The organism is Planctomonas deserti (assembly GCF_003067705.1).
Lineage (GTDB): Bacteria > Actinomycetota > Actinomycetes > Actinomycetales > Microbacteriaceae > Planctomonas > Planctomonas deserti.
Window position 1 is genome coordinate 223,486 of sequence record NZ_QANL01000001.1, and the last position, 18,926, is coordinate 242,411.

The window sequence follows — 18,926 nt, forward strand, 5'->3', positions numbered from 1 at the left end:
TGTCCTTCACGACGAAGGACTGAGCCCGGGCGCTCGTCGCCTCGTCGGCACCGACGCGATGCCGACGGCGACGAGCGTGAGCGCGGTGCCCGCGACGGTGGTCCACGCGACGGTGTGGCCGACGGCGGGCGCCGCGAGGTCGAGCACGAGAGACATCACCAGCTGACCGGCGATGGTGCCGAGGCCGAGCAGCAGCACCCCCGTGATCCGCACCGCGACGGCGGCCCCGGCGATGAACACGACGCCGATGAGGCCGCCGACGTACAGCCACGGCTCGGTGGGGAGGCTGCTCGGCAGCCCGGCGATGGCGGTGTGGATCGCGAACGCCACGAGCAGCACCGTCGTGCCGACGACGAAGTTGACGAACGTGGCGGTGAGGGCCGACCCCGCCATCCCGCGCACCTGCCCGTTGACGGCCTGCTGCCAGCCGATGCCGAGGCCCGCCAGGAAGGGCATCACGATCATCCAGATCGGGATGTCGCTCTGCAGCTGGGCGGACACGGCCCAGACGACGGCGACCAGCGCGAGCATGGAGCCGACGACGCGGGGCACCGTGAGCGGCTTCGGCGCCATGGTGCCGAGGCCGCGACGGTCGATCAGCAGGCCGCTGACCGTCTGCCCGCACACGGTGGCGACGGTGAACAGGGCCACCCCGAGCGCCGATGCGGTGAGCCCCTGGGAGAGCACGAGGAAGGCGCCCGCTCCCCCGCCCAGCACGTACCAGACGGGCGCGCGGCCGGCACGGACCGTGGACACCACCTGCCCGAGACCCCTTCGGCCCACCCGGGAGACGAGCATCGCGACGGCGAGCACCACGAGGCCGGACCCGAAGGAGATCACGGCCGCGAGGTACCCGTCACCCAGGGCACGGCCGAGCTCGCCGTTGATGCGGGACTGGAGGGCGACGAACGCCCCGAAGACGACGGCGCAGGCCACGGTGACGGCGACGAGCGCGCGGGATGCGGGCGGGTGGGAAGAAGGGGTCATGATGCCTTTCCGACCGATTCACCCTAGACGACCGCCGACGGCCGGGCGGTCCGTTCGTTCTGTTCCTGGCACGCGCGCCGCTCGCGTTCAGGCCCCGCAGTACGGGGTCGGGGCCATGGATAAGACCCCGACACAGGCGTACCTTTCGTCAGTATGAGGCAGTACCCCAACGACGAGTCGGTGCCTCCCACCTGTCCGGACTGCGGCGCCGCCCTCCGCGTGCTCGTCGAGCCCGGGCTGCGCGGACCGGTGTGGTTCTACGTCTGCCCGCTACACGGCCTGGTGTCCGCGGCGTCCTAGCGCCCCCACCGCACTCCTAGCGCCCTGACCGCATCGAGTCAATCCCGATTCGCAGGGTGGTGCACCGAGAACCGCGGGGTTATCGTCGGACCCGGTGCTCCTCGGACCTCGGGCCGACGGCGGACCGATCGAGACATTCACCGACAAAGGCAAACCCGGCGCGAGCCGGGGACGCAAAGCCACGGGACCCTCAGGGTCAGCCGGGCCACCGAAAGAAGAGGTACCACCGTGCAGAAGACGCGAGAGCGCCGGTCGTCGCTCACCCCCATGATCATCGGAACCGGGAGCAGCCCCCGCTGGAACGCGTTCGCCGCGGAGTGCGCGAGCTGGATGGTGACCCGCGTGGAGAACGGAGTCCGGGCCCGGGCGGTGACAGGTGAGGGACGCCTGCTCGCGGTCTTCGACGTCTTCGACAGCTGGCTCGACGGGCGCGACAGCGAGGCCGCCACGGTCGTGGACGCCGTGGTGCGGCTCAACGACCGGCACCCCATCGGTCGCATCGTCTCTCAGCAGGCCAAGCGCATCCGGTCCATTGTGATCGAGCTCGGCTCCCAGGCGGGGCTCGTCGACGTGGAGGAGTTCGCCGACTCCTGGCACATCCTCCTCCGCGGTACGGCGATGAGGGCGGTCGAGGGCGACACCGGGGCTCCCGCCCGCGCACGCGACATGGGCCGGGACCTCATCGCGCGGCATCGACCGCGCCCGGTCGTCATCCCGCTGTACCCCTTCGAGCTCGACAGTGAGTTCGATTGGATCGAGGCCGCCCAGGCCGACACGCCTCTGCCAAGCCGTGTCCGGGTTCCACACTCCTCCGACCCCTCCTTCGAGTGGTTCGACGAGTACGGCTGGGACGGCTACCCCGCCGCGCCCAGCACCTACGCCTGACGGGTCCGCGCGCCCGTACGCCTAAGGGCGAGCAGGGCCGGCGGCGCGCTGGTGCCCGAGGTCAGGCGCGCACGACCGAGTTGCGGTCGCGTCCCTCGCTCTTCGAGCGGTACATCGCGCCGTCCGCGGCCAGCACCAGGGCCTCCGCCGAGACCGTCCCATCCTGCGGCTCGTGCAGCGCGACGCCGATGCTCGCGGTGACGGGATAGCCCGCGGGCACGCCGCGCAGCGGCTCGCGCATGGCCTCGCGCACCCGGTCGGCGACCCGCACGGCCGCCGCCGCATCCGCCTCGGCGCAGACGATCGCGAACTCGTCGCCGCCGAAGCGTGCCACCGTGTCGCCTCGGCGCACCAGGCGTCGCAGGCGCTCGGCGATCTGGGCGAGCACCGTGTCTCCGACCACGTGGCCGAGCCGGTCGTTGATGGCCTTGAATCCGTCGAGGTCGACGAACAGCAGGGCGAGCGGGCGATGGGTGAGCACCGAGGACTCGATCGCCTCCGTGAGCCGGGACTGCAGGTGGGCCCGGTTGGGTAGTTCGGTCAGCGGGTCGTGCAGCGACGAGTGGCGCAGACGCTCCTGCAGCCGGATCCGGCGGAGCACCTGCCCCGCCTGCCGGGCGAGGGCAGCCTGCAGCTCCCCCGCGTCCCCCTCCACGCGGCGTGCGCGACCGAAGTAGCAGGCCACGACGCCGAGCGGCTCGCCCTCCGCGAGGATCGGCACGGCGGACATCGCCTCGGCGCGCACGGCAGCGAGACGCTCCGTCAGCCCGGGGAAGCGCGCGGCGTCGGGCAGGTGCTCGACCGTGACCGCGGCGGACATCCTCGCCGCCTGCGCCTCGGGCCCGTCGTCCGGCGCATCCCCGAGCGCCATACCGCCCGCCACGCGCCGCAGCACGGCCCCGTCGAGCACGAACACGGCCGACGTGGTGGCCTCCGCGGCCGTCCGCGCCGCCTCGGCGAGCGCGGACGCGAGTGCGCCCTCCGTCTCGCAGCCGTCGAACGAGGCGGACGCCTCCAGGAGCACACGCACCCGGCGCTCCGAGCGATCGGCCTCCCTGCGGGCGGCAAGCAGTTCCCGCTCGTAGTTCGACCGGCCGGTCGCGTCGAACAGGGCGACAAAGACGACGTCGCCGTGCGGTCCGGTGCGCTGCACGGACGAGGCGAGCACCGATCGCTCCGATCCGTCGGCTCCGCGCAGGGTGAGCGCGGCCTCGCGCACCTCGCCCTGCAAGCGCAGCACGGGGAGGTAGCGGGTCTGGTAGAACAGCCGGCCCGCCGTCGTCAGCAGCTCCTCGAACGGCCGGCCGACGAGATCGTCCTGGGCGAGCCCCATCCAGAGGGCGAGCGTCTCGTTGACGAGGAGCACGGTCCCGTTCACCGTGGTGGCGAGGAGGCCGCAGGGCGCGCTCTGCGCCAGGCGGTCGAACCCGCCGGACTCAGCCAAGGTAGTGCCGCATGGCGGCGGCCAGTTCCTCGGGCGCCGAGAGGTGCGGCACGTGACCCGTCGCGGCGAGCACGACGAGCTCGCTGCCCGGGATCGACTCGTGCACGAACACGCCGACCTCGTGCGGGGCGATGACGTCGTCCGAGCACTGCACGACGAGCGTCGGCGTGCGCACCGCCGCGAGGTCCTTCCGATTGTCGGACAGGAACGTCACCCGGGCGAAGTGGGCGGCGATGGCCGGATCCACGCGGCAGAAGCTGTCGGTCAGCTCCTGACCGAGCTCCGGCCGGTCCGGGTTGCCCATGACGACGGGGGCCATGACGGACGACCAGCCGAGATAGTTCGCGTCGAGGGTCTCGAGCAGGGCGTCGATGTCCGCGCGCTCGAAGCCGCCGACGTAGCCCTCGTCGTTGATGTAGCGGGGCGAGGGGCCGACGAGCACGAGCGCGCCGACGCGCTCGGGTGCCTGGACGGCCGCGAGGACGGCGATCATCGTGCTGACAGAGTGCGCCACGAGCACGGCGTCGCTCAGGTCGAGCGCCGTCAGGATGCCCACGAGATCGTCCGCGTGGGCGTGCAGCGAGTCGTACCGGCCCCGGTCGTAGGCGCTGAGGTCCGAGCCGCCCGCACCCACGAGGTCGAACAGCACGACGAGGTGGTCGCGTTCGAACTCGGGCGTGAGCAGCCGCCACATCTCCTGGCTGCAGCCGAAGCCGTGGGCGAAGACCATCGGGCGGCCCTCCGGATTGCCGAGGACCCGCACGTTGGTGCGCCGCAGCACGTCAGGAGCCGTGGCGTGCTCGACAGGCGTCGGAAGGGCCATCATCTCTCCTGCTCGGCGGCGAACGGACTCCCACTGGCCCCCTCGCCCGGCTCCATCATCCCCGAAGATCGATGAGGTCTCCAGGCCCCCGCGAGCCGGCTGCGGGACTTGAACCCGCAACCTTCCGATTACAAGTCGGATGCGCTACCAATTGCGCCAAGCCGGCACGCCGCTGGGTGAGAACGGCCCTCCCATCCTAGAGCAGCGGGAAAGAGCGCTACGGCGTCGTGGTCGGCGTCACCTCCGGCGTCGCCTCCGGGGTCGCGGCGGGCTCGGGCGTCGTCGAGGGCGAAGGGGTGGCGGAGGGCGAGGGAGTCTCCTCGGCGTCCGTCTCCTCCGTCGACTGGGCCAGCACGAAGGCGGCGAACTCGCTCGGGTCGTTCAGCTCGCCCCGGTACTGCTTGCCGTTCACGACGATGATCGGCGTGCCCTGCACCTGCTCGATGTTGGAGTCGGGGATGTCGCCGGTGAGCACGCGATCCGTCGCCGCGTCCACCCACGCCTTGTACCGCTGGTCCGTGATGCAGCCGGCGACGGCGTCGGCCTTGCTCACCCCGGCCTCCTCGGTGATGGCGATGATTGCCGCGTCGTCGAGCCCGCTCGACTGCTCGGCGGGCTGGTTGTCGAACATGAGGCTGTTGAACTCCCAGAACGAGTCCGGGGAGTAGTTGGCGACGCAGGCGGCGGCGTTCGCGGCCCGCAGGGAGTAGCCCTGCGCGCGGCTCGTGAGCACAGCCAGCGGGTGGATCTCGACGGTGGCGGCGCCGGTCTCGATGTAGCCCTCGAGCTGCTCGGCGTTGGTCTCCTCGAAGTCCTTGCAGTAGGGGCAGAGGTAGTCGACGTAGATGCGGATGTTGACGACGCCGGAGTCGTCGGTGGCCGTCGGCACCGGGTCGGCGTCGGACGCGAGCGCCATGGTGGGCGTGGCCTTGAAACCCTCGCCGATGTGAATGCCGTCGCTCGCCATGTTGGCGGGGCCGGGTCCGGCAGGACGCACACCGTTCCAGATCACGAGTCCGACGATGGCGATGATCGCGACGAGCACGAGGCCGATGCCGCCCTGGAGGGCCCACCGGGAGCGGCGGTCGCGCTTCTTCTGCTTCTCTCGGTTCAGCCGAGCCTTCTCGCGGGCGAGTTCACGCCGCTGATTCTTGCTGGGTCGACCGTCTCCGGAATCGCCGTGGGCCATAGATGTCACTTCCGAGGTGCGTATAAAGAACAGTGGCGCAGTCCCCCCGGATGCGCCGGAGAAATGATAAGTCGACTGTCTGGGAATAGCCCAAACGGCACCTGGACGCGATAGCTCGCCGGCCCCGCGGACCGTGTCGCCCCGCGCTTTCCTTCCTCTCGCGGGGCGGCGTGCCATACTGTTGCGAGTGGCCGACGACGTCCCACGTCGATGAGCCACATCGCAACATCCATTCACTACGGATCGTCCGGCACGTACCTGCCGGTGAAGGAGACAGAGAAATTGGCATCTGTAACGTTCGATAAGGCCACGCGCCTCTACCCGGGCTCCACCCGACCGGCCGTCGACAAGATCGACCTCGAGGTCGCTGACGGCGAGTTCCTCGTCCTCGTCGGCCCCTCCGGCTGTGGAAAGTCCACCACCCTTCGCATGCTCGCCGGCCTCGAAGAGGTCAACGACGGGAACATCTTCATCGGTGACCGCAACGTCACCGACATCCCGCCGAAGGACCGCGACATCGCGATGGTGTTCCAGAACTACGCGCTGTACCCGCACATGACCGTCGCCGAGAACATGGGCTTCGCGCTCAAGATCGCCGGCGTCGGCAAGGAGGAGCGCGCGAGCCGCGTCCTCGAGGCGGCGAAGCTGCTCGACCTGGAGCCCTACCTCAACCGCAAGCCGAAGGCCCTCTCCGGTGGTCAGCGTCAGCGTGTCGCCATGGGTCGCGCCATCGTGCGTCAGCCCCAGGTGTTCCTCATGGACGAGCCGCTGTCGAACCTCGACGCGAAGCTCCGCGTGCAGACCCGCACGCAGATCGCGTCGCTGCAGCGTCGTCTCGGCGTCACCACGGTCTACGTCACGCACGACCAGACCGAGGCCCTGACCATGGGTGACCGCATCGCGGTGCTCAAGGACGGCCTGCTCCAGCAGGTCGGAACGCCCCGCGACCTGTACGAGGCCCCGCAGAACGTGTTCGTCGCCGGCTTCATCGGCAGCCCGGCCATGAACCTGTTCTCGGCCGACGTCGTCGACCGCGGTGTCCGCTTCGGCTCCGCTCTCGTCAACATCGAGCGCAACGTGCTCCAGGGAGCCCACGGCACCCAGGTCACGATCGGCGTGCGTCCCGAGGACCTCATCGTCTCGACAACGCAGGGCGAGGGCCTCGAGGTCGTCGTCGACCTGGTCGAGGAGCTCGGCGCCGACGGCTACCTGTACGGCCACTCGGACCTCGCGGGCAACCGCACCGACATCGTCGCTCGCGTCGACGGCCGCCTCCACCCGAACGCCGGTGACCGTGTGTTCCTGCTCCCGCAGCCGGGCCACATCCACACGTTCGATGCGGAGACCGGCCTGCGCCTCAACGAGCCGGTGCACATCGGCTCGTAGTTCCGCACCGCACCACCGCACTCTGCCGCGGCCCTTTCGGGGCCGCGGCAGAGTCCGTTAAGGCGCCCTCCCCCCCGCTGATCGGCCCACCGAGAAGTGGGTACGCTCGTACCATGGACGGTTCACTCAACATCACCGCGGCGACGGTCGACCCCGCACTGCTCGACCTGCCGTGGGTGCTCCCGCTCGCGGACTGGCCGTCCGAGAACATCGCGACCCTGCCGAAGGGCATCTCCCGGCACCTCGTGCGCTTCGCCAACCTGTCCGGCTACGTCATCGCCATCAAGGAGACGACGGACGTCATGGCCAAGGGCGAGTACGACATGCTCCGCACCCTCCAGCGGCTGGAGGTGCCGTGCGTCGAGCCGGTCGCCGTCATCACGAACCGCACGGACGAGGACGGCAAGCCGCTGATGTCCGTGCTGGTCACCCGCCACCTCAAGTTCTCCCTGCCCTACCGCGCGCTCTTCTCGCAGACGCTGCGCCCGGACACCGCCACCCGCCTCGTCGACGCCCTCGCCGTGCTGCTCGTGCGCCTGCACATCATCGGCTTCTTCTGGGGTGACGTGTCGCTGTCGAACACCCTGTTCCGGCGCGACGCCGGCGCCTTCGCCGCCTACCTCGTCGACGCCGAGACCGGCAAGCTCTACAGCGGTGGGCTCTCCAACGGCCAGCGCGAGAACGACCTCGAGATCGCCCGCGTGAACATCGCCGGCGAGCTGATGGACCTCGCGGCCGGCGGCCACATGGAGGAGGACGTCGACCCGGTCGAGACCAGTGAGCGCATCGTCGCCCAGTACCGCATGCTCTGGCGCGAGCTCACGGCGGCGGAGCAGTTCTCCACGTCTGAGCGCTGGCGCATCAACGAGCGCGTGGACCGCCTGAACGCGCTGGGCTTCGACATCGAGGAGCTCGCCATCCGCACCATCGAGTCGGGCAACCAGGTGCACATCCAGCCCAAGGTCGTGGACGCGGGGCACCACTCGCGGCGCCTGCTGAGGCTGACCGGTCTCGACGCCCAGGAGAACCAGGCCCGCCGGCTGCTCAACGACCTCGACGCGTACACGGTCTCCTACGGCAAGCAGAACCTCGACGAGGAGCAGGTGGCCCACGAGTGGCTCGCCCGAGTGTTCGAGCCCGTGGTGCGCGCGATCCCGCGCGAGCTGCGGGGCAAGCTGGAGCCCGCCGAGGTGTTCCACCAGCTGCTCGAGCACCGCTGGTACATGTCGCAGCAGGAGTTCCGGGACGTCCCCCTCGCCGAGGCCGTCACGGCCTACGTGAACGACATCCTGCGCCACCGCCGTGATGAGGCGACCGTGATCGGCTCCCCGCCCACGGAGGCGATCACCACGATCACGCAGCCTGTGGACGTGTCCGCCGACGAGACCGAGGACTGGCGCGCCCGGGTCTAGTGCCGGTGCGGGTGCGGGTGCGGGGTCGGTGCGGTGTGGGTCCTGCGGGTCCCGTATCTCCTGCCTGGGCAGAGGCACCTAAGCCAGCCCTGCTCGTTGTAGTCCCGCGCTCCTGCCCAGGCAGCGGCGCCCAACGCAGCCCCTCTCGTTCTAGCTGCGCGCTCCTGCCCAGGCAAAGGCATCCTGCCCAGCGTGAACCTGGGCAGGATGCCCGTGCCTGGGCAGGGGCGGACACCCGGGCTCGATCACAGGCGAGTGAGGGGTCGCCCGGGACGCAATTCAGCAGATGCAGGCCGACACGCCGCTCAGGGGCGTGACACGCCGGCCGAGGACTCAGATCTGCTGAATTGCGTTGGTGAGGGGGTCGAACACAGGCCGCCCTCCTCCCAATGCAGGTTCGGAGGGCGTTCTTGATTGGGCAGGCCTGGAGTTACGCGGTTGCGCCTGTGCAGGAGCCTGTATCCGGGAAGGGCGAACCTGTATTGCGGAGGCGAGCCTGCAGCGGGAAAGGGCGAGCCTGCAGTGGGAAAGGGGGAGCCTGCATTGGGAGAGGGCGAGCCTGCGTTAGGAGCGTGCGAGCCTTCAGAGGGGAAGTTCCCGCAGTCCCCCTACATCTCGCGTCGCTTCGACAAGCTCAGCGACCGGGAGGCGTCCCTCCTCGCCCGCCCCCGGAAGGGACGGGCGCTTCGGGTGCGGATCAGCGGCGGGCGGCCGCCGCGCGGAGGCGCGAGATCTCGTAGAGCGTGACGCTCGCGGCGATGCCCGCGTTGAGGGACTCGGTGGATGCGCTGATCGGGATCGACACCACGGCGTCGCAGGTCTCGGTGACGAGGCGCGAGAGCCCCTTGCCCTCGCTGCCCACGACAACGACCACGGGCTGGTTCGCGAGCTCAAGGCCGGGCAGCTGCACATCGCCGCCACCGTCGAGGCCGATCACGAACACCCCGCGCTGCTTGAGCACCTTGAGGGTCTGGGTGAGGTTGCCCGCCATGGCGACGGGCGTGCGCGCCGCGGCGCCCGCGGACGTCTTCCACGCCGACGCCGTCATGCCGACGGAGCGACGCTGGGGCAGGATGACGCCCTGCCCGCCGAACGCGGCGACCGAACGGATGATGGCGCCGAGGTTGCGCGGATCCGTGATGCCGTCGAGCGCGACGAGCAGTGGGATCTGGCCGCGGCCCTCGATCTTGTCGAGCAGGTCGATCGGGTCGGCGTAGTCGTACGCGGGCACCTTGAGCACGAGGCCCTGGTGCACGGAGTCGGGACCGGCGAGCCGGTCGAGTTCCGGGCGCATGACCTCGAGCACGGGGATGCCGCGGTTCGTCGCGAGGGCGAGGACCTCCTTCACCCGGTCGTCGACCTCGATGCGGGTCGCCACGTACAGCGTGGTCGCCGGGATGCGCGCCCGCAGGGCCTCGACGACGGAGTTGCGCCCCGTGACGAACTCTGCGGAGCCTGCGGACGACGAGCTGGAGCGGCGTCCGCGCGACGGCGCCTCCGTGCGCTGCGCCTTCGCGCGGCCGCCCGCTGTGTTCTCGTAGCGCTCCTGCGCCGCCTTCCGCTTGCCGGCGGGATGGTACGGGCGGTCCTCGGCCTTGGGAGTGGGCTTCCTGCCCTCGAGAGCCTGCCGGCCCTGTCCTCCGGACCCGACCTGCGGGCCCTTCTTCGTCTTGCGCACCGCTCCGGCGCGCCCGGGCTTATTCGCCATCGATCCTCCAGTGTGATCCGTTGGGGCCGTCCTCGATCAGGATTCCGGCGTCGGCCAACTCCGCACGGATGCGGTCCGCGGCGGCGAAGTCCCGCGCGGCGCGGGCCTCCTGCCGCTGGGTGAGGAGTCGGCGGATGAGATTGTGCAGCGCGTCGCGCACGGCGACGCTGCTGGTGGACTGCCACTGCGGGGCCAGCGGATTGATGCCGAGCACAGTGGTCATGGCGAGCACCTCGCCGCGCGACGTCGCCGCGTTCTCGAGCTGCTCGGCGTCGAGGGCCGCGTTGCCCGCGCGCACCCGGTCGTGCAGCACGGCCAGGGCCTGCGGCACGTTGAGGTCGTCGTCCATGGCCTCGCGGAACTCGTCGGGCACGACCACGATCTCCGCGCTCTCGAAGCGCGTCGACTTGAGGCGGCGGGCCGACCGGGTGAGAAAGACCTCGATGCGGTCGAGGGCGGCCTCGGCCTCCGCAAGGGCGCCGTCGTGGAACTCGAGCGTCGAACGGTAGTGCGCGGCGCCGAGGAAGTAGCGGATGACGATCGGCCGCGCGGCAGCGAGCAGGTCGGCCGCGTAGATGGAGTTGCCGAGCGACTTGCTCATCTTCTGACCGGCGACGGACACGAGCCCGTTGTGCACCCAGTAGTTGGCGAAGTCGTCACCGGCCGCCGTGGACTGGGCGAGCTCGTTCTCGTGGTGCGGGAAGCGCAGGTCGAGACCGCCGCCGTGGATGTCGAACCGCGGTCCGAGGTAGCGGGTCGACATCGCGGAGCACTCGATGTGCCAGCCCGGCCGGCCCGGCCCCCACGGCGAGGACCACGACGCGGTGTCGGGCTCCCCCTCCTTGGTGCCCTTCCAGAGCGCGAAGTCGCGGGCGTCGTGCTTGGCGCGCAGCTCGGAGTCGGCAGCGGCCTCCATGTCGTCGAGGCGCTGGCGGGTGAGCGATCCGTAGGAGCGCCAGGAGCGGGTGTCGAAGTAGACGTCGCCGGATCCGTCCGACGCCGGGTACGCGTGGCCCCGGGAGATGAGCCGCTCGATGAGCGCGATCATGTCCGGGATGTTCGCCGTGGCCCGGGGCTCGTAGGTGGGCGGAAGGATGTCGAGGGCGGCGTAGCCGCGGCTGAACTCGAGCTCCACCCGGTAGGCGAGCGCCCACCACGGCTCCGCGTCGGTCGCGTTGACGAGCACCTTGTCGTCGATGTCCGTGACGTTGCGCACGAGCGTGACCGTGTAGCCCGAGTACTCGAGCCAGCGGCGCAGCTGGTCGTAGTTGAGCGCCGAGCGCAGGTGGCCGATGTGCGGGGACGACTGCACCGTCGGTCCGCACACGTACAGACCGACCCGACCCTCGACAAGGGGAACAAAGTCCCGAAGGGACTGCGTCTGGGAGTCGTAGAGCTGCACGGTCACGGCCGCAAGCTTACTTGGGCGGCACGGGAGCCCCGGCCGGAAGCACGAGTGCGGTCGCGATGGCGGTGAGGCCGCGACCCTCGCCGGGGAAGCCGAGCCCATCCGTCGTCGTCGCCGCGACGCTCACCGGCGCGCCGAGCGCACCGCTCAGCACGGCCTCCGCCTCAGCCCGGCGCGGGCCGACCTTCGGCCGGTTGGACAGCACCTGCACGGCGACGTTGCCGATCGCGAACCCGCGAGTCCTCAGAAGCTCGGCCGTGCGGCGCAGGAACACGTCGCCGTGGGCCCCCTCGAGCGCGGGGTCCGCGGTGCCGAACAGCCCGCCGATGTCGCCGAGGCCCGCCGCGGACAGAAGGGCGTCGCAGATCGCGTGCGCCACCGCGTCGCCGTCGCTGTGCCCGGACAGCCCGACCTCGCCCGGCCAGTGCAGCCCCGCCAGCCACAGGGGCTCCGCCGGATCGAACGCGTGCACGTCGACGCCGACACCCGTGCGCGGCGCCGCCGGCGCGGCGGGGACGGGACCGACGAGCTGCTCCGCCCGGTGCAGGTCCCACGGGGTCGTGATCTTGAACGCGCGGGCGTCGCCGTCGACGACCCGCACGGAGCCGCCCGCGGCGGCGAACAGCGCGGCGTCGTCCGTGTACTCGATGCCGTCCGCCGCGGCCTGGGCGTAGGCGGCGGCCAGCCCCGCCCGCGGGAACCCCTGGGGCGTCTGCACGGCGACCAGCTCGGATCGGTCGACCGTCGCCCGGACCTCGCCCGACGCGTCCCGGCGCTTGATGGTGTCGCTGACCGGAAGGCCGGGGATGACGCCGGCGCCGCTGTCCCGCGTCTCCTCGAGCACGCGGGCGAGCTGGGCCGGCGGGGTGAGGCAGCGCGCCGCGTCGTGCACGAGCACCGTCTCGACGTCGCCGCCCAGCACCGCCAGGCCGGCGGCGACGGACTCCTGCCGGGTCGCTCCCCCTGCGACCACGGTCACGTACCCGGCGGCGGCCCCGGCCGTCCGGTCAGCGAGCGTGCGCGTGGTGTCGGCCTGATCCGCCGGGACGACGAGCACGACCTGCGCGGGCTCGGGCAGGGCGAACACGCCGTCGAGCGCCCACTCCAGGAGGGTCCGGTCGAGGAGGGGCACGAAGGCCTTCGGCTCCGGTCGCCCCAGCCGGGTGCCGGACCCGGCCGCCACGACGATGACGGCGACGGTCGCGGCGGGCGGGTGATCCGCGGAGGAAGCGGGTGCGAGGGTCATGTCCGACAGGCTACCGAGCCGGAAAAGGCGCGACGGGCAGAGCGCGGGCCGGCACATCCGAGGGCTGGATACGGGAGGCGCGACACCCTCGACATCCGGGCACGAAAAAGCGGCGCCGGCCGGATGGCCGACGCCGCTCGTCGCGTTCGATGGGAACGGTCAGGAGGCCAGGACCTCGTCGAGCACCGTCGACGCCTTCTCCTCGTCCGTCTTCTCGGCGAGCGCAAGCTCGCTGATCAGGATCTGACGCGCCTTGGCAAGCATGCGCTTCTCGCCCGCGGACAGCCCGCGGTCCTGGTCGCGGCGCCACAGGTCGCGGACGACCTCGGACACCTTGATGACGTCACCGGACGCGAGCTTCTCCAGGTTCGCCTTGTAGCGGCGGGACCAGTTGGTGGGCTCCTCGGTGAACGGGGCACGAAGCACCTCGAACACGCGGTCGAGGCCCTCCTTGCCGATGACATCACGGACGCCGACCAGATCGACGTTCTCAGCAGGGACCTCGATGGTCAGATCACCCTGAGTGACGTTCAGCTTGAGGTAAAGCTTCTCCTCGCCCTTGATGATCCGCTTCTTGACCTCGATGATGGTGGCTGCGCCGTGGTGGGGGTAAACGACTGTTTCGCCGACCTCGAAAAGCATAGAGTGTGTTCCCTTCAGGAACCTCTAGTTTACCATAGGGCCTCCCTGCCCCTCCCGCGCGCCCGCCCCGACCGTGACCGTCCCCTAGGCTAGGCTCGACAGCGATTCCGCGGCCCGACGCCGTTGATCCGACGTCATCGTTACGGCAAATCGGAGGGTTTAGTTGAAACTGCGCGCCACCGCCTCGATCGTCCTGGCATCACTGATCATGGTGGGAACGACGTCGTGCAACTTCGTCAGCCCGCAGACGACCACGGAGATCTACGAGGCCTCCGACGGCGTGAACTTCTCCATCGGTGACATCAAGGCGCGCAACGCGCTCATCATCTCCGAGGACGGGGAGCACGGCTCCCTCCTCGTGACCTTCATCAATGACTCCGGCGAGGAGCAGGAGGTCTCGGTGCAGTACGACACCGTGACCGACGGCAGTGCGTCGCGTCAGACCAGCACCGTTTCGCTCGACCGCGGCATGACGATCTTCGACTCCGGCGACAACGAGACCTTCGTCATGGAGAACCTCGACGACGCCCAGCTGGGCGGCCTCTACCCGGTGTACTTCCAGTACGGCGACGCCGAGGGCCTCGAGGTCCAGGTGCCGGTGCTCGGCACGGAGCTGCAGGAGTACAGCACCCTCGCCCCGACCCCGACGAGCACCCCGGAGAACACTCCGACGCCGACCGAGGGCACGGAGAGCACCGAGGGCACGGAGAGCACCGAGGGCGCGGAGAGCACGCCGGAGAGCACCCCCGAGGTCACCCCGGAGAGCACGCCCGAGGCCGAGTAGCTCGACCTCGTCGGCCCCGTCGCAGCGGATGCGGCGGGCGCGACGACGAACTCCTGGCGCCAACGCGAATGCGGGGGCACTGCTCGGCAGTGCCCCCGCATCGTCGTTCGGTGCGGTCAGCCCTCGAAGCGGTAGCCGAGGCCGCGCACCGTGACGAGCTGCACGGGCTCGGACGGCTCGCGCTCGATCTTCGCCCGGATGCGCTTGATGTGCACGTCGAGGGTCTTGGTGTCGCCGAAGTAGTCGGATCCCCAGACCCGGTCGATCAGCTGTCCGCGCGTCAGCACGCGCCCCGCGTTGCGCAGCAGCAGCTCGAGCAGCTCGAACTCCTTGAGCGGCATCGCCGTCTCGCGTCCGTCGACCTCCACCGTGTGGCGCTCCACGTCCATGCGCACGGTGCCGGCCTCGAGCACGCCGGGCTCCTCCTCGCCCTCCTCCATCGAGACGCGTCGGCGCAGAACGGCGCGGATGCGGGCCAGCAGCTCGCGGGTCGAGTACGGCTTGGTCACATAGTCGTCGGCCCCGAGCTCCAGCCCCACGACGATGTCGATCTCGGAGTCCTTGGCGGTGAGCATGATGATCGGCACGCTCGATCTCGTGCGCAGCTCGCGGCACACCTCGGTGCCCGGCATGCCGGGGAGCATCAGGTCGAGCAGCACGAGGTCGGCACCGGTCCGGTCGAACTCCGATACGGCGCCCGGCCCGTCCTCGACAACGGCCACGTCGTAGCCCTCGCGCTCGAGCAGGAAGGAGAGCGGTTCGCTCAGGGCGGGTTCGTCCTCGACGAGAAGGATGCGGGTCACGTGGTACTCCTTGCGATGGGCTGTGCGGTGGGGCGGGCGATGCCGGCGTCGTCGGCGGGCGAGGCCGCGGGAAGGCGGATGGTGAACGTCGAGCCGCGGCCGAGCTGGGACCAGACCCGCACGTCGCCGCCGTGGTTCTGCGCCACGTGCTTCACGATGGCGAGCCCGAGCCCGGTGCCGCCGGTGTTGCGGGCGCGGGCCTGGTCGACCCGGAAGAAGCGTTCGAACACCCGGTCGAGGTCCGATTCCGGGATGCCGACGCCCTGGTCGGTCACGGCGAGCTCGACGACGCTCTCCGATCGTCGCACACCGATGCCGACGTGGGAGCCGTCGGGCGAGTAGGTGATGGCGTTGGCCACGAGGTTGTGCAGCGCCGTGACGAGCAGCGCCTCGTCGCCGTAGACCTCGGCGTCGAGGTCGCCGCCCGTGACGAGCCGGATGCGCCTGGCCTCGGCGACGACGCGGTTCTGGTCGACGGCGCGGGAGACCACCGCGTCGAGGCGCACGAGCTCGGGCTTGGCGAGGGCGTCGGCGGCCTGCAGCCGGGAGAGCTCGATGATCTCCTGCGTGATGTGGGCGAGCCGGGTGGACTCCGCGGTCAGCCGGTCGGCGAAGCGACGCACCTGGTCCGGCTCGTCTGCCGCCACCTGCAGAGCCTCGGCGAGCAGCCCGACCGCGCCGATGGGCGTCTTCAGCTCGTGGCTGATGTTCGCGATGAAGTCGCGCCGCACGCTCTCCAGCCGCACGGACTCCGTACGGTCGTCGGCGATGAGCAGCACGTACCGGGCGCCGAGCCGGGCGGCCCGCACGATCATGTACAGGCTGGCCTCGCTGAACGGGCCGCGGCTGAGCTCCAGCTCCTCGGTCAGGGACTCCCCCGACCGGCGGACGCGGTCCGTGAGCCGCACGAGCTCCGGGTGCACGAGGGCGGCATTCCAGACCAGCCCGAACGCGTGGGCGGCCGGCGAGGCCTTCATGACGTTGTTGGACGGATCGAGCACAATCCCGGCGGACTCGAGGGCGTCGATCACCTCGTCGACACCGTCCGGAACGGCCGGCGTGATCACCTCGGCGGCGCGTTGACCCCGGAGGGACGCGTGATGCAGTAGCCACGTGAATCCCGAGCCCACCGCGAGGCCAAGGGCAAGTGACACGAGCACCAACAAACCGGTGTCCATGGGGTCAACACTAGGAGACGGCCATCGGCCGATATCGCCGTTTCTCTGCCGTCCCGGGCTACTTTGGTAGAAGTTCAGTCCCGCGGCACCGAGAGTTAACCTTCACGGGTCAGCATGGGCGCCGGACCGTACGCGTGGCCGCGCGCCCGCGGACGCACCACAGAAACAGGAAGGACGCCCGCATGCGCGAGGTATTCCAGCAGGAGTTGCGAGAGGTCCAGGACCGTCTCGTCCACATGTCGACCCTCGTCGCCGAGTCCATTGACAACGCCACCCGCGCGTTCAACGAGTCCGAGGTCAGCCTCGCCGAGACCGTCATCGCCGCCGATCCGCACATCGACGAAGCCGCCCGCAGCCTCGACGACCTCGCCATCCACATCCTCGCCCGCCAGGCGCCGGTGGCCCGCGACCTGCGGATCGTCGTCAGCGCGCTGCGCATCAGCGCCTCGCTCGAGCGGATGGGCGACCTCGCCGAGCACATCGCGCAGCTCGCGCGCTACCGCTTCCCGGAGAAGGTCGTTCCGGCCAGCCTCCGCCCGACGTTCGCCGAGCTCGGGCAGCTCGACGTCGCCATCGCCCGCAAGCTGACGGAGCTGCTCACCAGCGAGGACGTGCGCCTCGCCGAGGAGATCCGCAACGACGACGACCGCATCGACGAGCTGCACCTCAGCGTCTTCGACGCCGTGCTCGGCGAGACCTGGAAGGGCGCGGCGGTGGACACCGTCGACTCCACCCTGGCGAGCCGCTACCACGAGCGCTTCGCGGACCACGCGGTGTCGATCGCCAAGACGGTGCAGTACCTCGCCACCGGCGAGCTGGTGCCGTCCTCCATCTGATCGCTCATCGCGGCGATCGCTCGTCGCGGCGACGCCGCTGGCCGCGTCACCGCTTCCCAGCACGCGAGAAGGCCCCGGGTTCCCCCGGGGCCTTCTCCGTTCGGACTGCGCCGCCCGTGCGTCTGTTCCTGCCCTGCCTACTTCTTGCCCTGGGCCGCGACGGCCGCCGCTCCGGCCGCGGCGGCCTCGGGGTCGAGGTAGCGGCCACCCGGCTGAACCGGGGCGAAGTCCTCGTCGAGCTCGTACACGAGCGGGATGCCCGTGGGGATGTTCAGCTCGGAGATGTCGGTGTCCGAGATGCCGTCGAGGTGCTTGACGAGCGCGCGGAGCGAGTTGCCGTGCGCCGTCACGAGCACGGTCTTGCCGGCGCGGAGGTCCTCCTTGATGTCGGACTCCCAATAGGGCAGCATCCGGTCGATCACGTTCTTCAACGCCTCGGTGCGCGGCAGGTCGTCGCCCAGCGCGGCGTAGCGCGGGTCGTGCGCCTGCGAGTACTCGTCGTCGTCGTCGATCGGGGGCGGCGGCACGTCGAACGAGCGGCGCCACACCTTGAACTGCTCGGCGCCGTACTCCTCGAGCGTCTGGGCCTTGTCCTTGCCCTGCAGCGCGCCGTAGTGGCGCTCGTTGAGACGCCAGGACCGCTTGACGTCGATCCAGGAGCGGCCGGCCTTCTTGAGCGCGATGTTCGCGGTGTCGATCGCCCGCAGCAGCACGGACGTGTAGACGATGTCGGGCAGGAGCCCGGACTCGGCCAGGAGCTCGCCCGCGCGGATCCCCTCCGCCTCGCCCTGCTCGGTCAGTCCCACGTCGACCCAGCCGGTGAAGAGGTTCTTCTGGTTCCACTCGCTGTTGCCGTGGCGCAGGAGGATGAGCGTGTATGTCGAGTTCGGCATTCCGCCAGTGTATCGACCCGCCGCCCGCCGGATCGGGGACCCCGGGTCACGGCGGTGGGCTGCGCTAGCGTGGGACCATGCGCGATCGAGCCCCGTCGACGCCCATCGGGTCGGTGACGCGTGGCACGACGAACACGAATCGGCTGCGCCGGGTCGACCGCTGGATCACCGCGCTGCCGGAACTGCGCCGGGCGACCGCGCCCCTCGTCGTCGACCTCGGCTACGGCGCGAGCGGCGTGACCACCTTCGAGCTGTACGGCCGGCTCGCCCGGATGCGGCCGGACGTGCGGGTCGTCGGCTTCGAGATCGAGCGCGGCCGGGTCGACACGGCGAGGCGACAGCTCGAGGCGCAGGAGGACGAGCGCATCCGCTCGGCCGTGCGGTTCGAGGTCGGCGGGTTCGAGGTGCCCCTGCCGCCCGGCGACCGGGCCACCGTCGTGCGGGCCTTCAACGTGCTGCGCCAGTACGACGAGGCGGATGTGCTGCCCGCCTGGCGAACCATGCTCCGACGCGTGGACGCCGACGGCCTGCTCATCGACGGCACCTGCAACGAGGTCGGCCGCGTCGCCGCCTGGGTCGACGTCTCCCCCGCGGGCCCCCGCAGCCTGACCATCGCGCTCCGGCTGTCCCGGCTCGACCGCCCGTCCGTCGCCGCCGAGCGGCTGCCGAAGGTGCTCATCCACCGGAACGTGCCGGGCGAGCCGGTGCACGACCTCCTCGTCGCGCTCGACCGCGCGTGGCAGCTGGCCGCACCCCTCGCGTCCTACGGCCCGACCCAGCGCTGGATCGCGTGCGTGCAGCAGCTGCGCGACGCGGGGTGGCCGGTGATCGGCGGCCGCTCGCGCTGGCGGCTCGGCGAGGTCACGGTGCCGTGGGCGTCGGTGCAGCCGCGCGGCTTCGCCTGGCCCGAGGAGGGCTGACCGGGCCGCCTGTCGCGTCCCTTCGACAGGCTCAGGGACCGTATCCGTCCTGTCCGCGGAGACCCCGTTTCACGGTCGCTGA

The 18,926-nt window shown here is 70.7% G+C and carries 18 protein-coding genes, 1 tRNA gene and 1 riboswitch; of the genes, 7 read left to right on the forward strand and 12 right to left on the reverse strand.

The window, feature by feature from the left end; genetic code table 11:
• Positions 1–6: 6 nt before the first annotated feature.
• Complete coding sequence (locus DAI20_RS01010; protein ID WP_108248730.1) at positions 7–987, reverse strand: DMT family transporter; 981 nt, start codon at positions 985–987, stop codon at positions 7–9.
• Positions 988–1,140: 153 nt separating this feature from the next.
• On the opposite strand from DAI20_RS01010, the gene DAI20_RS18365 reads away from it, so the two are divergent.
• Entirely contained in the window at positions 1,141–1,287 is a 147-nt protein-coding gene (locus DAI20_RS18365; protein ID WP_159084867.1) for a hypothetical protein, read from the forward strand.
• A 138-nt stretch (positions 1,288–1,425) separates the two neighbouring features.
• Positions 1,426–1,500: riboswitch (cyclic di-GMP riboswitch) on the forward strand.
• 15 nt (positions 1,501–1,515) lie between these two features.
• Positions 1,516–2,172: a hypothetical protein gene (locus tag DAI20_RS01015; protein WP_108248731.1), complete on the forward strand. Its 657-nt coding sequence runs from the start codon at positions 1,516–1,518 to the stop codon at positions 2,170–2,172.
• Positions 2,173–2,233: 61 nt separating this feature from the next.
• Here the strand turns inward: DAI20_RS01015 and DAI20_RS01020 are convergent, their stop codons facing one another.
• The 4 genes from DAI20_RS01020 to DAI20_RS01035 all read right to left on the reverse strand — a co-directional run bounded on the left by DAI20_RS01020 (position 2,234) and on the right by DAI20_RS01035 (position 5,628).
• Positions 2,234–3,616 (reverse strand): sensor domain-containing protein, encoded by a 1,383-nt coding sequence (locus tag DAI20_RS01020; protein ID WP_108248732.1) that lies wholly within the window; start codon positions 3,614–3,616, stop codon positions 2,234–2,236.
• Entirely contained in the window at positions 3,609–4,439 is an 831-nt protein-coding gene (locus tag DAI20_RS01025) for an alpha/beta fold hydrolase (protein ID WP_108248733.1), read from the reverse strand. The genes DAI20_RS01020 and DAI20_RS01025 overlap by 8 nt, the downstream gene beginning before the upstream one ends.
• A 93-nt stretch (positions 4,440–4,532) precedes the next feature.
• A tRNA-Thr gene (locus DAI20_RS01030) sits at positions 4,533–4,605 on the reverse strand.
• Positions 4,606–4,656: 51 nt separating this feature from the next.
• Complete coding sequence (locus DAI20_RS01035) at positions 4,657–5,628, reverse strand: DsbA family protein (RefSeq protein WP_108248734.1); 972 nt, start codon at positions 5,626–5,628, stop codon at positions 4,657–4,659.
• A 282-nt stretch (positions 5,629–5,910) separates the two neighbouring features.
• Between DAI20_RS01035 and DAI20_RS01040 the strand changes: the two genes are divergently transcribed.
• Together DAI20_RS01040 and DAI20_RS01045 are read left to right on the forward strand one after the other, a co-directional pair.
• Positions 5,911–7,014, forward strand: a complete 1,104-nt coding sequence (locus DAI20_RS01040) for an ABC transporter ATP-binding protein (protein ID WP_108249660.1) — start codon at positions 5,911–5,913, stop codon at positions 7,012–7,014.
• 113 nt (positions 7,015–7,127) lie between these two features.
• Entirely contained in the window at positions 7,128–8,426 is a 1,299-nt protein-coding gene (locus DAI20_RS01045; RefSeq protein WP_108248735.1) for a DUF4032 domain-containing protein, read from the forward strand.
• A 697-nt stretch (positions 8,427–9,123) separates the two neighbouring features.
• Here the strand turns inward: DAI20_RS01045 and rlmB are convergent.
• The 4 genes from rlmB to DAI20_RS01065 form a co-directional block, all read right to left on the reverse strand.
• Entirely contained in the window at positions 9,124–10,134 is a 1,011-nt protein-coding gene (rlmB, locus tag DAI20_RS01050) for a 23S rRNA (guanosine(2251)-2'-O)-methyltransferase RlmB (RefSeq protein WP_108248736.1), read from the reverse strand.
• Complete coding sequence (cysS, locus tag DAI20_RS01055) at positions 10,124–11,542, reverse strand: cysteine--tRNA ligase (RefSeq protein ID WP_108248737.1); 1,419 nt, start codon at positions 11,540–11,542, stop codon at positions 10,124–10,126. Before cysS ends, rlmB begins: the two co-directional genes overlap by 11 nt.
• Positions 11,543–11,552: 10 nt before the next feature.
• Positions 11,553–12,788 carry a 2-C-methyl-D-erythritol 4-phosphate cytidylyltransferase gene (gene ispD, locus DAI20_RS01060; RefSeq protein ID WP_108248738.1) on the reverse strand — a complete coding sequence of 412 codons (1,236 nt, stop codon included), beginning with the start codon at positions 12,786–12,788 and terminating at the stop codon, positions 11,553–11,555.
• A 159-nt stretch (positions 12,789–12,947) separates the two neighbouring features.
• Complete coding sequence (locus DAI20_RS01065) at positions 12,948–13,430, reverse strand: CarD family transcriptional regulator (RefSeq protein ID WP_108248739.1); 483 nt, start codon at positions 13,428–13,430, stop codon at positions 12,948–12,950.
• A 163-nt stretch (positions 13,431–13,593) separates the two neighbouring features.
• Here DAI20_RS01065 and DAI20_RS01070 point away from each other — a divergent pair, with 163 nt between their 5' ends.
• Positions 13,594–14,214 carry a hypothetical protein gene (locus tag DAI20_RS01070; RefSeq protein ID WP_108248740.1) on the forward strand — a complete coding sequence of 207 codons (621 nt, stop codon included), beginning with the start codon at positions 13,594–13,596 and terminating at the stop codon, positions 14,212–14,214.
• A 116-nt stretch (positions 14,215–14,330) separates the two neighbouring features.
• On the opposite strand, the gene DAI20_RS01075 is transcribed toward DAI20_RS01070, so the two are convergent.
• Together DAI20_RS01075 and DAI20_RS01080 are read right to left on the reverse strand one after the other, a co-directional pair.
• Positions 14,331–15,017, reverse strand: coding sequence for a response regulator (locus DAI20_RS01075; protein WP_108248741.1), 687 nt, complete (start codon positions 15,015–15,017; stop codon positions 14,331–14,333).
• The gene (locus DAI20_RS01080) at positions 15,014–16,195 is read right to left on the reverse strand and encodes a sensor histidine kinase (RefSeq protein WP_108248742.1); all 1,182 of its coding nucleotides are present in this window, start codon (positions 16,193–16,195) and stop codon (positions 15,014–15,016) included. Before DAI20_RS01080 ends, DAI20_RS01075 begins: the two co-directional genes overlap by 4 nt.
• 182 nt (positions 16,196–16,377) lie before the next feature.
• Here DAI20_RS01080 and phoU point away from each other — a divergent pair, with 182 nt between their 5' ends.
• Positions 16,378–17,031: a phosphate signaling complex protein PhoU gene (gene phoU, locus DAI20_RS01085; protein ID WP_108248743.1), complete on the forward strand. Its 654-nt coding sequence runs from the start codon at positions 16,378–16,380 to the stop codon at positions 17,029–17,031.
• Between the two features lie 137 nt (positions 17,032–17,168).
• Here phoU and DAI20_RS01090 read toward each other — a convergent pair whose 3' ends face one another.
• Positions 17,169–17,924 carry a phosphoglyceromutase gene (locus DAI20_RS01090; RefSeq protein WP_108248744.1) on the reverse strand — a complete coding sequence of 252 codons (756 nt, stop codon included), beginning with the start codon at positions 17,922–17,924 and terminating at the stop codon, positions 17,169–17,171.
• Between the two features lie 77 nt (positions 17,925–18,001).
• On the opposite strand from DAI20_RS01090, the gene DAI20_RS01095 reads away from it, so the two are divergent.
• The gene (locus DAI20_RS01095; RefSeq protein ID WP_108248745.1) at positions 18,002–18,844 is read left to right on the forward strand and encodes a class I SAM-dependent methyltransferase; all 843 of its coding nucleotides are present in this window, start codon (positions 18,002–18,004) and stop codon (positions 18,842–18,844) included.
• Positions 18,845–18,926 lie beyond the last annotated feature (82 nt).

What these genes read in the sequence shown, in the direction of transcription:
- DAI20_RS01010 (WP_108248730.1), bottom strand. Translation starts at nt 987, where the DNA reads ATGACCCCTTCTTCCCACCCGCCCGCATCCCGCGCGCTCGTCGCCGTC.
- DAI20_RS18365 (WP_159084867.1), top strand. Translation starts at nt 1,141, where the DNA reads ATGAGGCAGTACCCCAACGACGAGTCGGTGCCTCCCACCTGTCCGGAC.
- DAI20_RS01025 (WP_108248733.1), bottom strand. Translation starts at nt 4,439, where the DNA reads ATGGCCCTTCCGACGCCTGTCGAGCACGCCACGGCTCCTGACGTGCTG.
- DAI20_RS01035 (WP_108248734.1), bottom strand. Translation starts at nt 5,628, where the DNA reads ATGGCCCACGGCGATTCCGGAGACGGTCGACCCAGCAAGAATCAGCGG.
- DAI20_RS01045 (WP_108248735.1), top strand. Translation starts at nt 7,128, where the DNA reads ATGGACGGTTCACTCAACATCACCGCGGCGACGGTCGACCCCGCACTG.
- rlmB (WP_108248736.1), bottom strand. Translation starts at nt 10,134, where the DNA reads ATGGCGAATAAGCCCGGGCGCGCCGGAGCGGTGCGCAAGACGAAGAAG.
- ispD (WP_108248738.1), bottom strand. Translation starts at nt 12,788, where the DNA reads ATGACCCTCGCACCCGCTTCCTCCGCGGATCACCCGCCCGCCGCGACC.
- DAI20_RS01065 (WP_108248739.1), bottom strand. Translation starts at nt 13,430, where the DNA reads ATGCTTTTCGAGGTCGGCGAAACAGTCGTTTACCCCCACCACGGCGCA.
- DAI20_RS01080 (WP_108248742.1), bottom strand. Translation starts at nt 16,195, where the DNA reads ATGGACACCGGTTTGTTGGTGCTCGTGTCACTTGCCCTTGGCCTCGCG.
- phoU (WP_108248743.1), top strand. Translation starts at nt 16,378, where the DNA reads ATGCGCGAGGTATTCCAGCAGGAGTTGCGAGAGGTCCAGGACCGTCTC.
- DAI20_RS01090 (WP_108248744.1), bottom strand. Translation starts at nt 17,924, where the DNA reads ATGCCGAACTCGACATACACGCTCATCCTCCTGCGCCACGGCAACAGC.
- DAI20_RS01095 (WP_108248745.1), top strand. Translation starts at nt 18,002, where the DNA reads ATGCGCGATCGAGCCCCGTCGACGCCCATCGGGTCGGTGACGCGTGGC.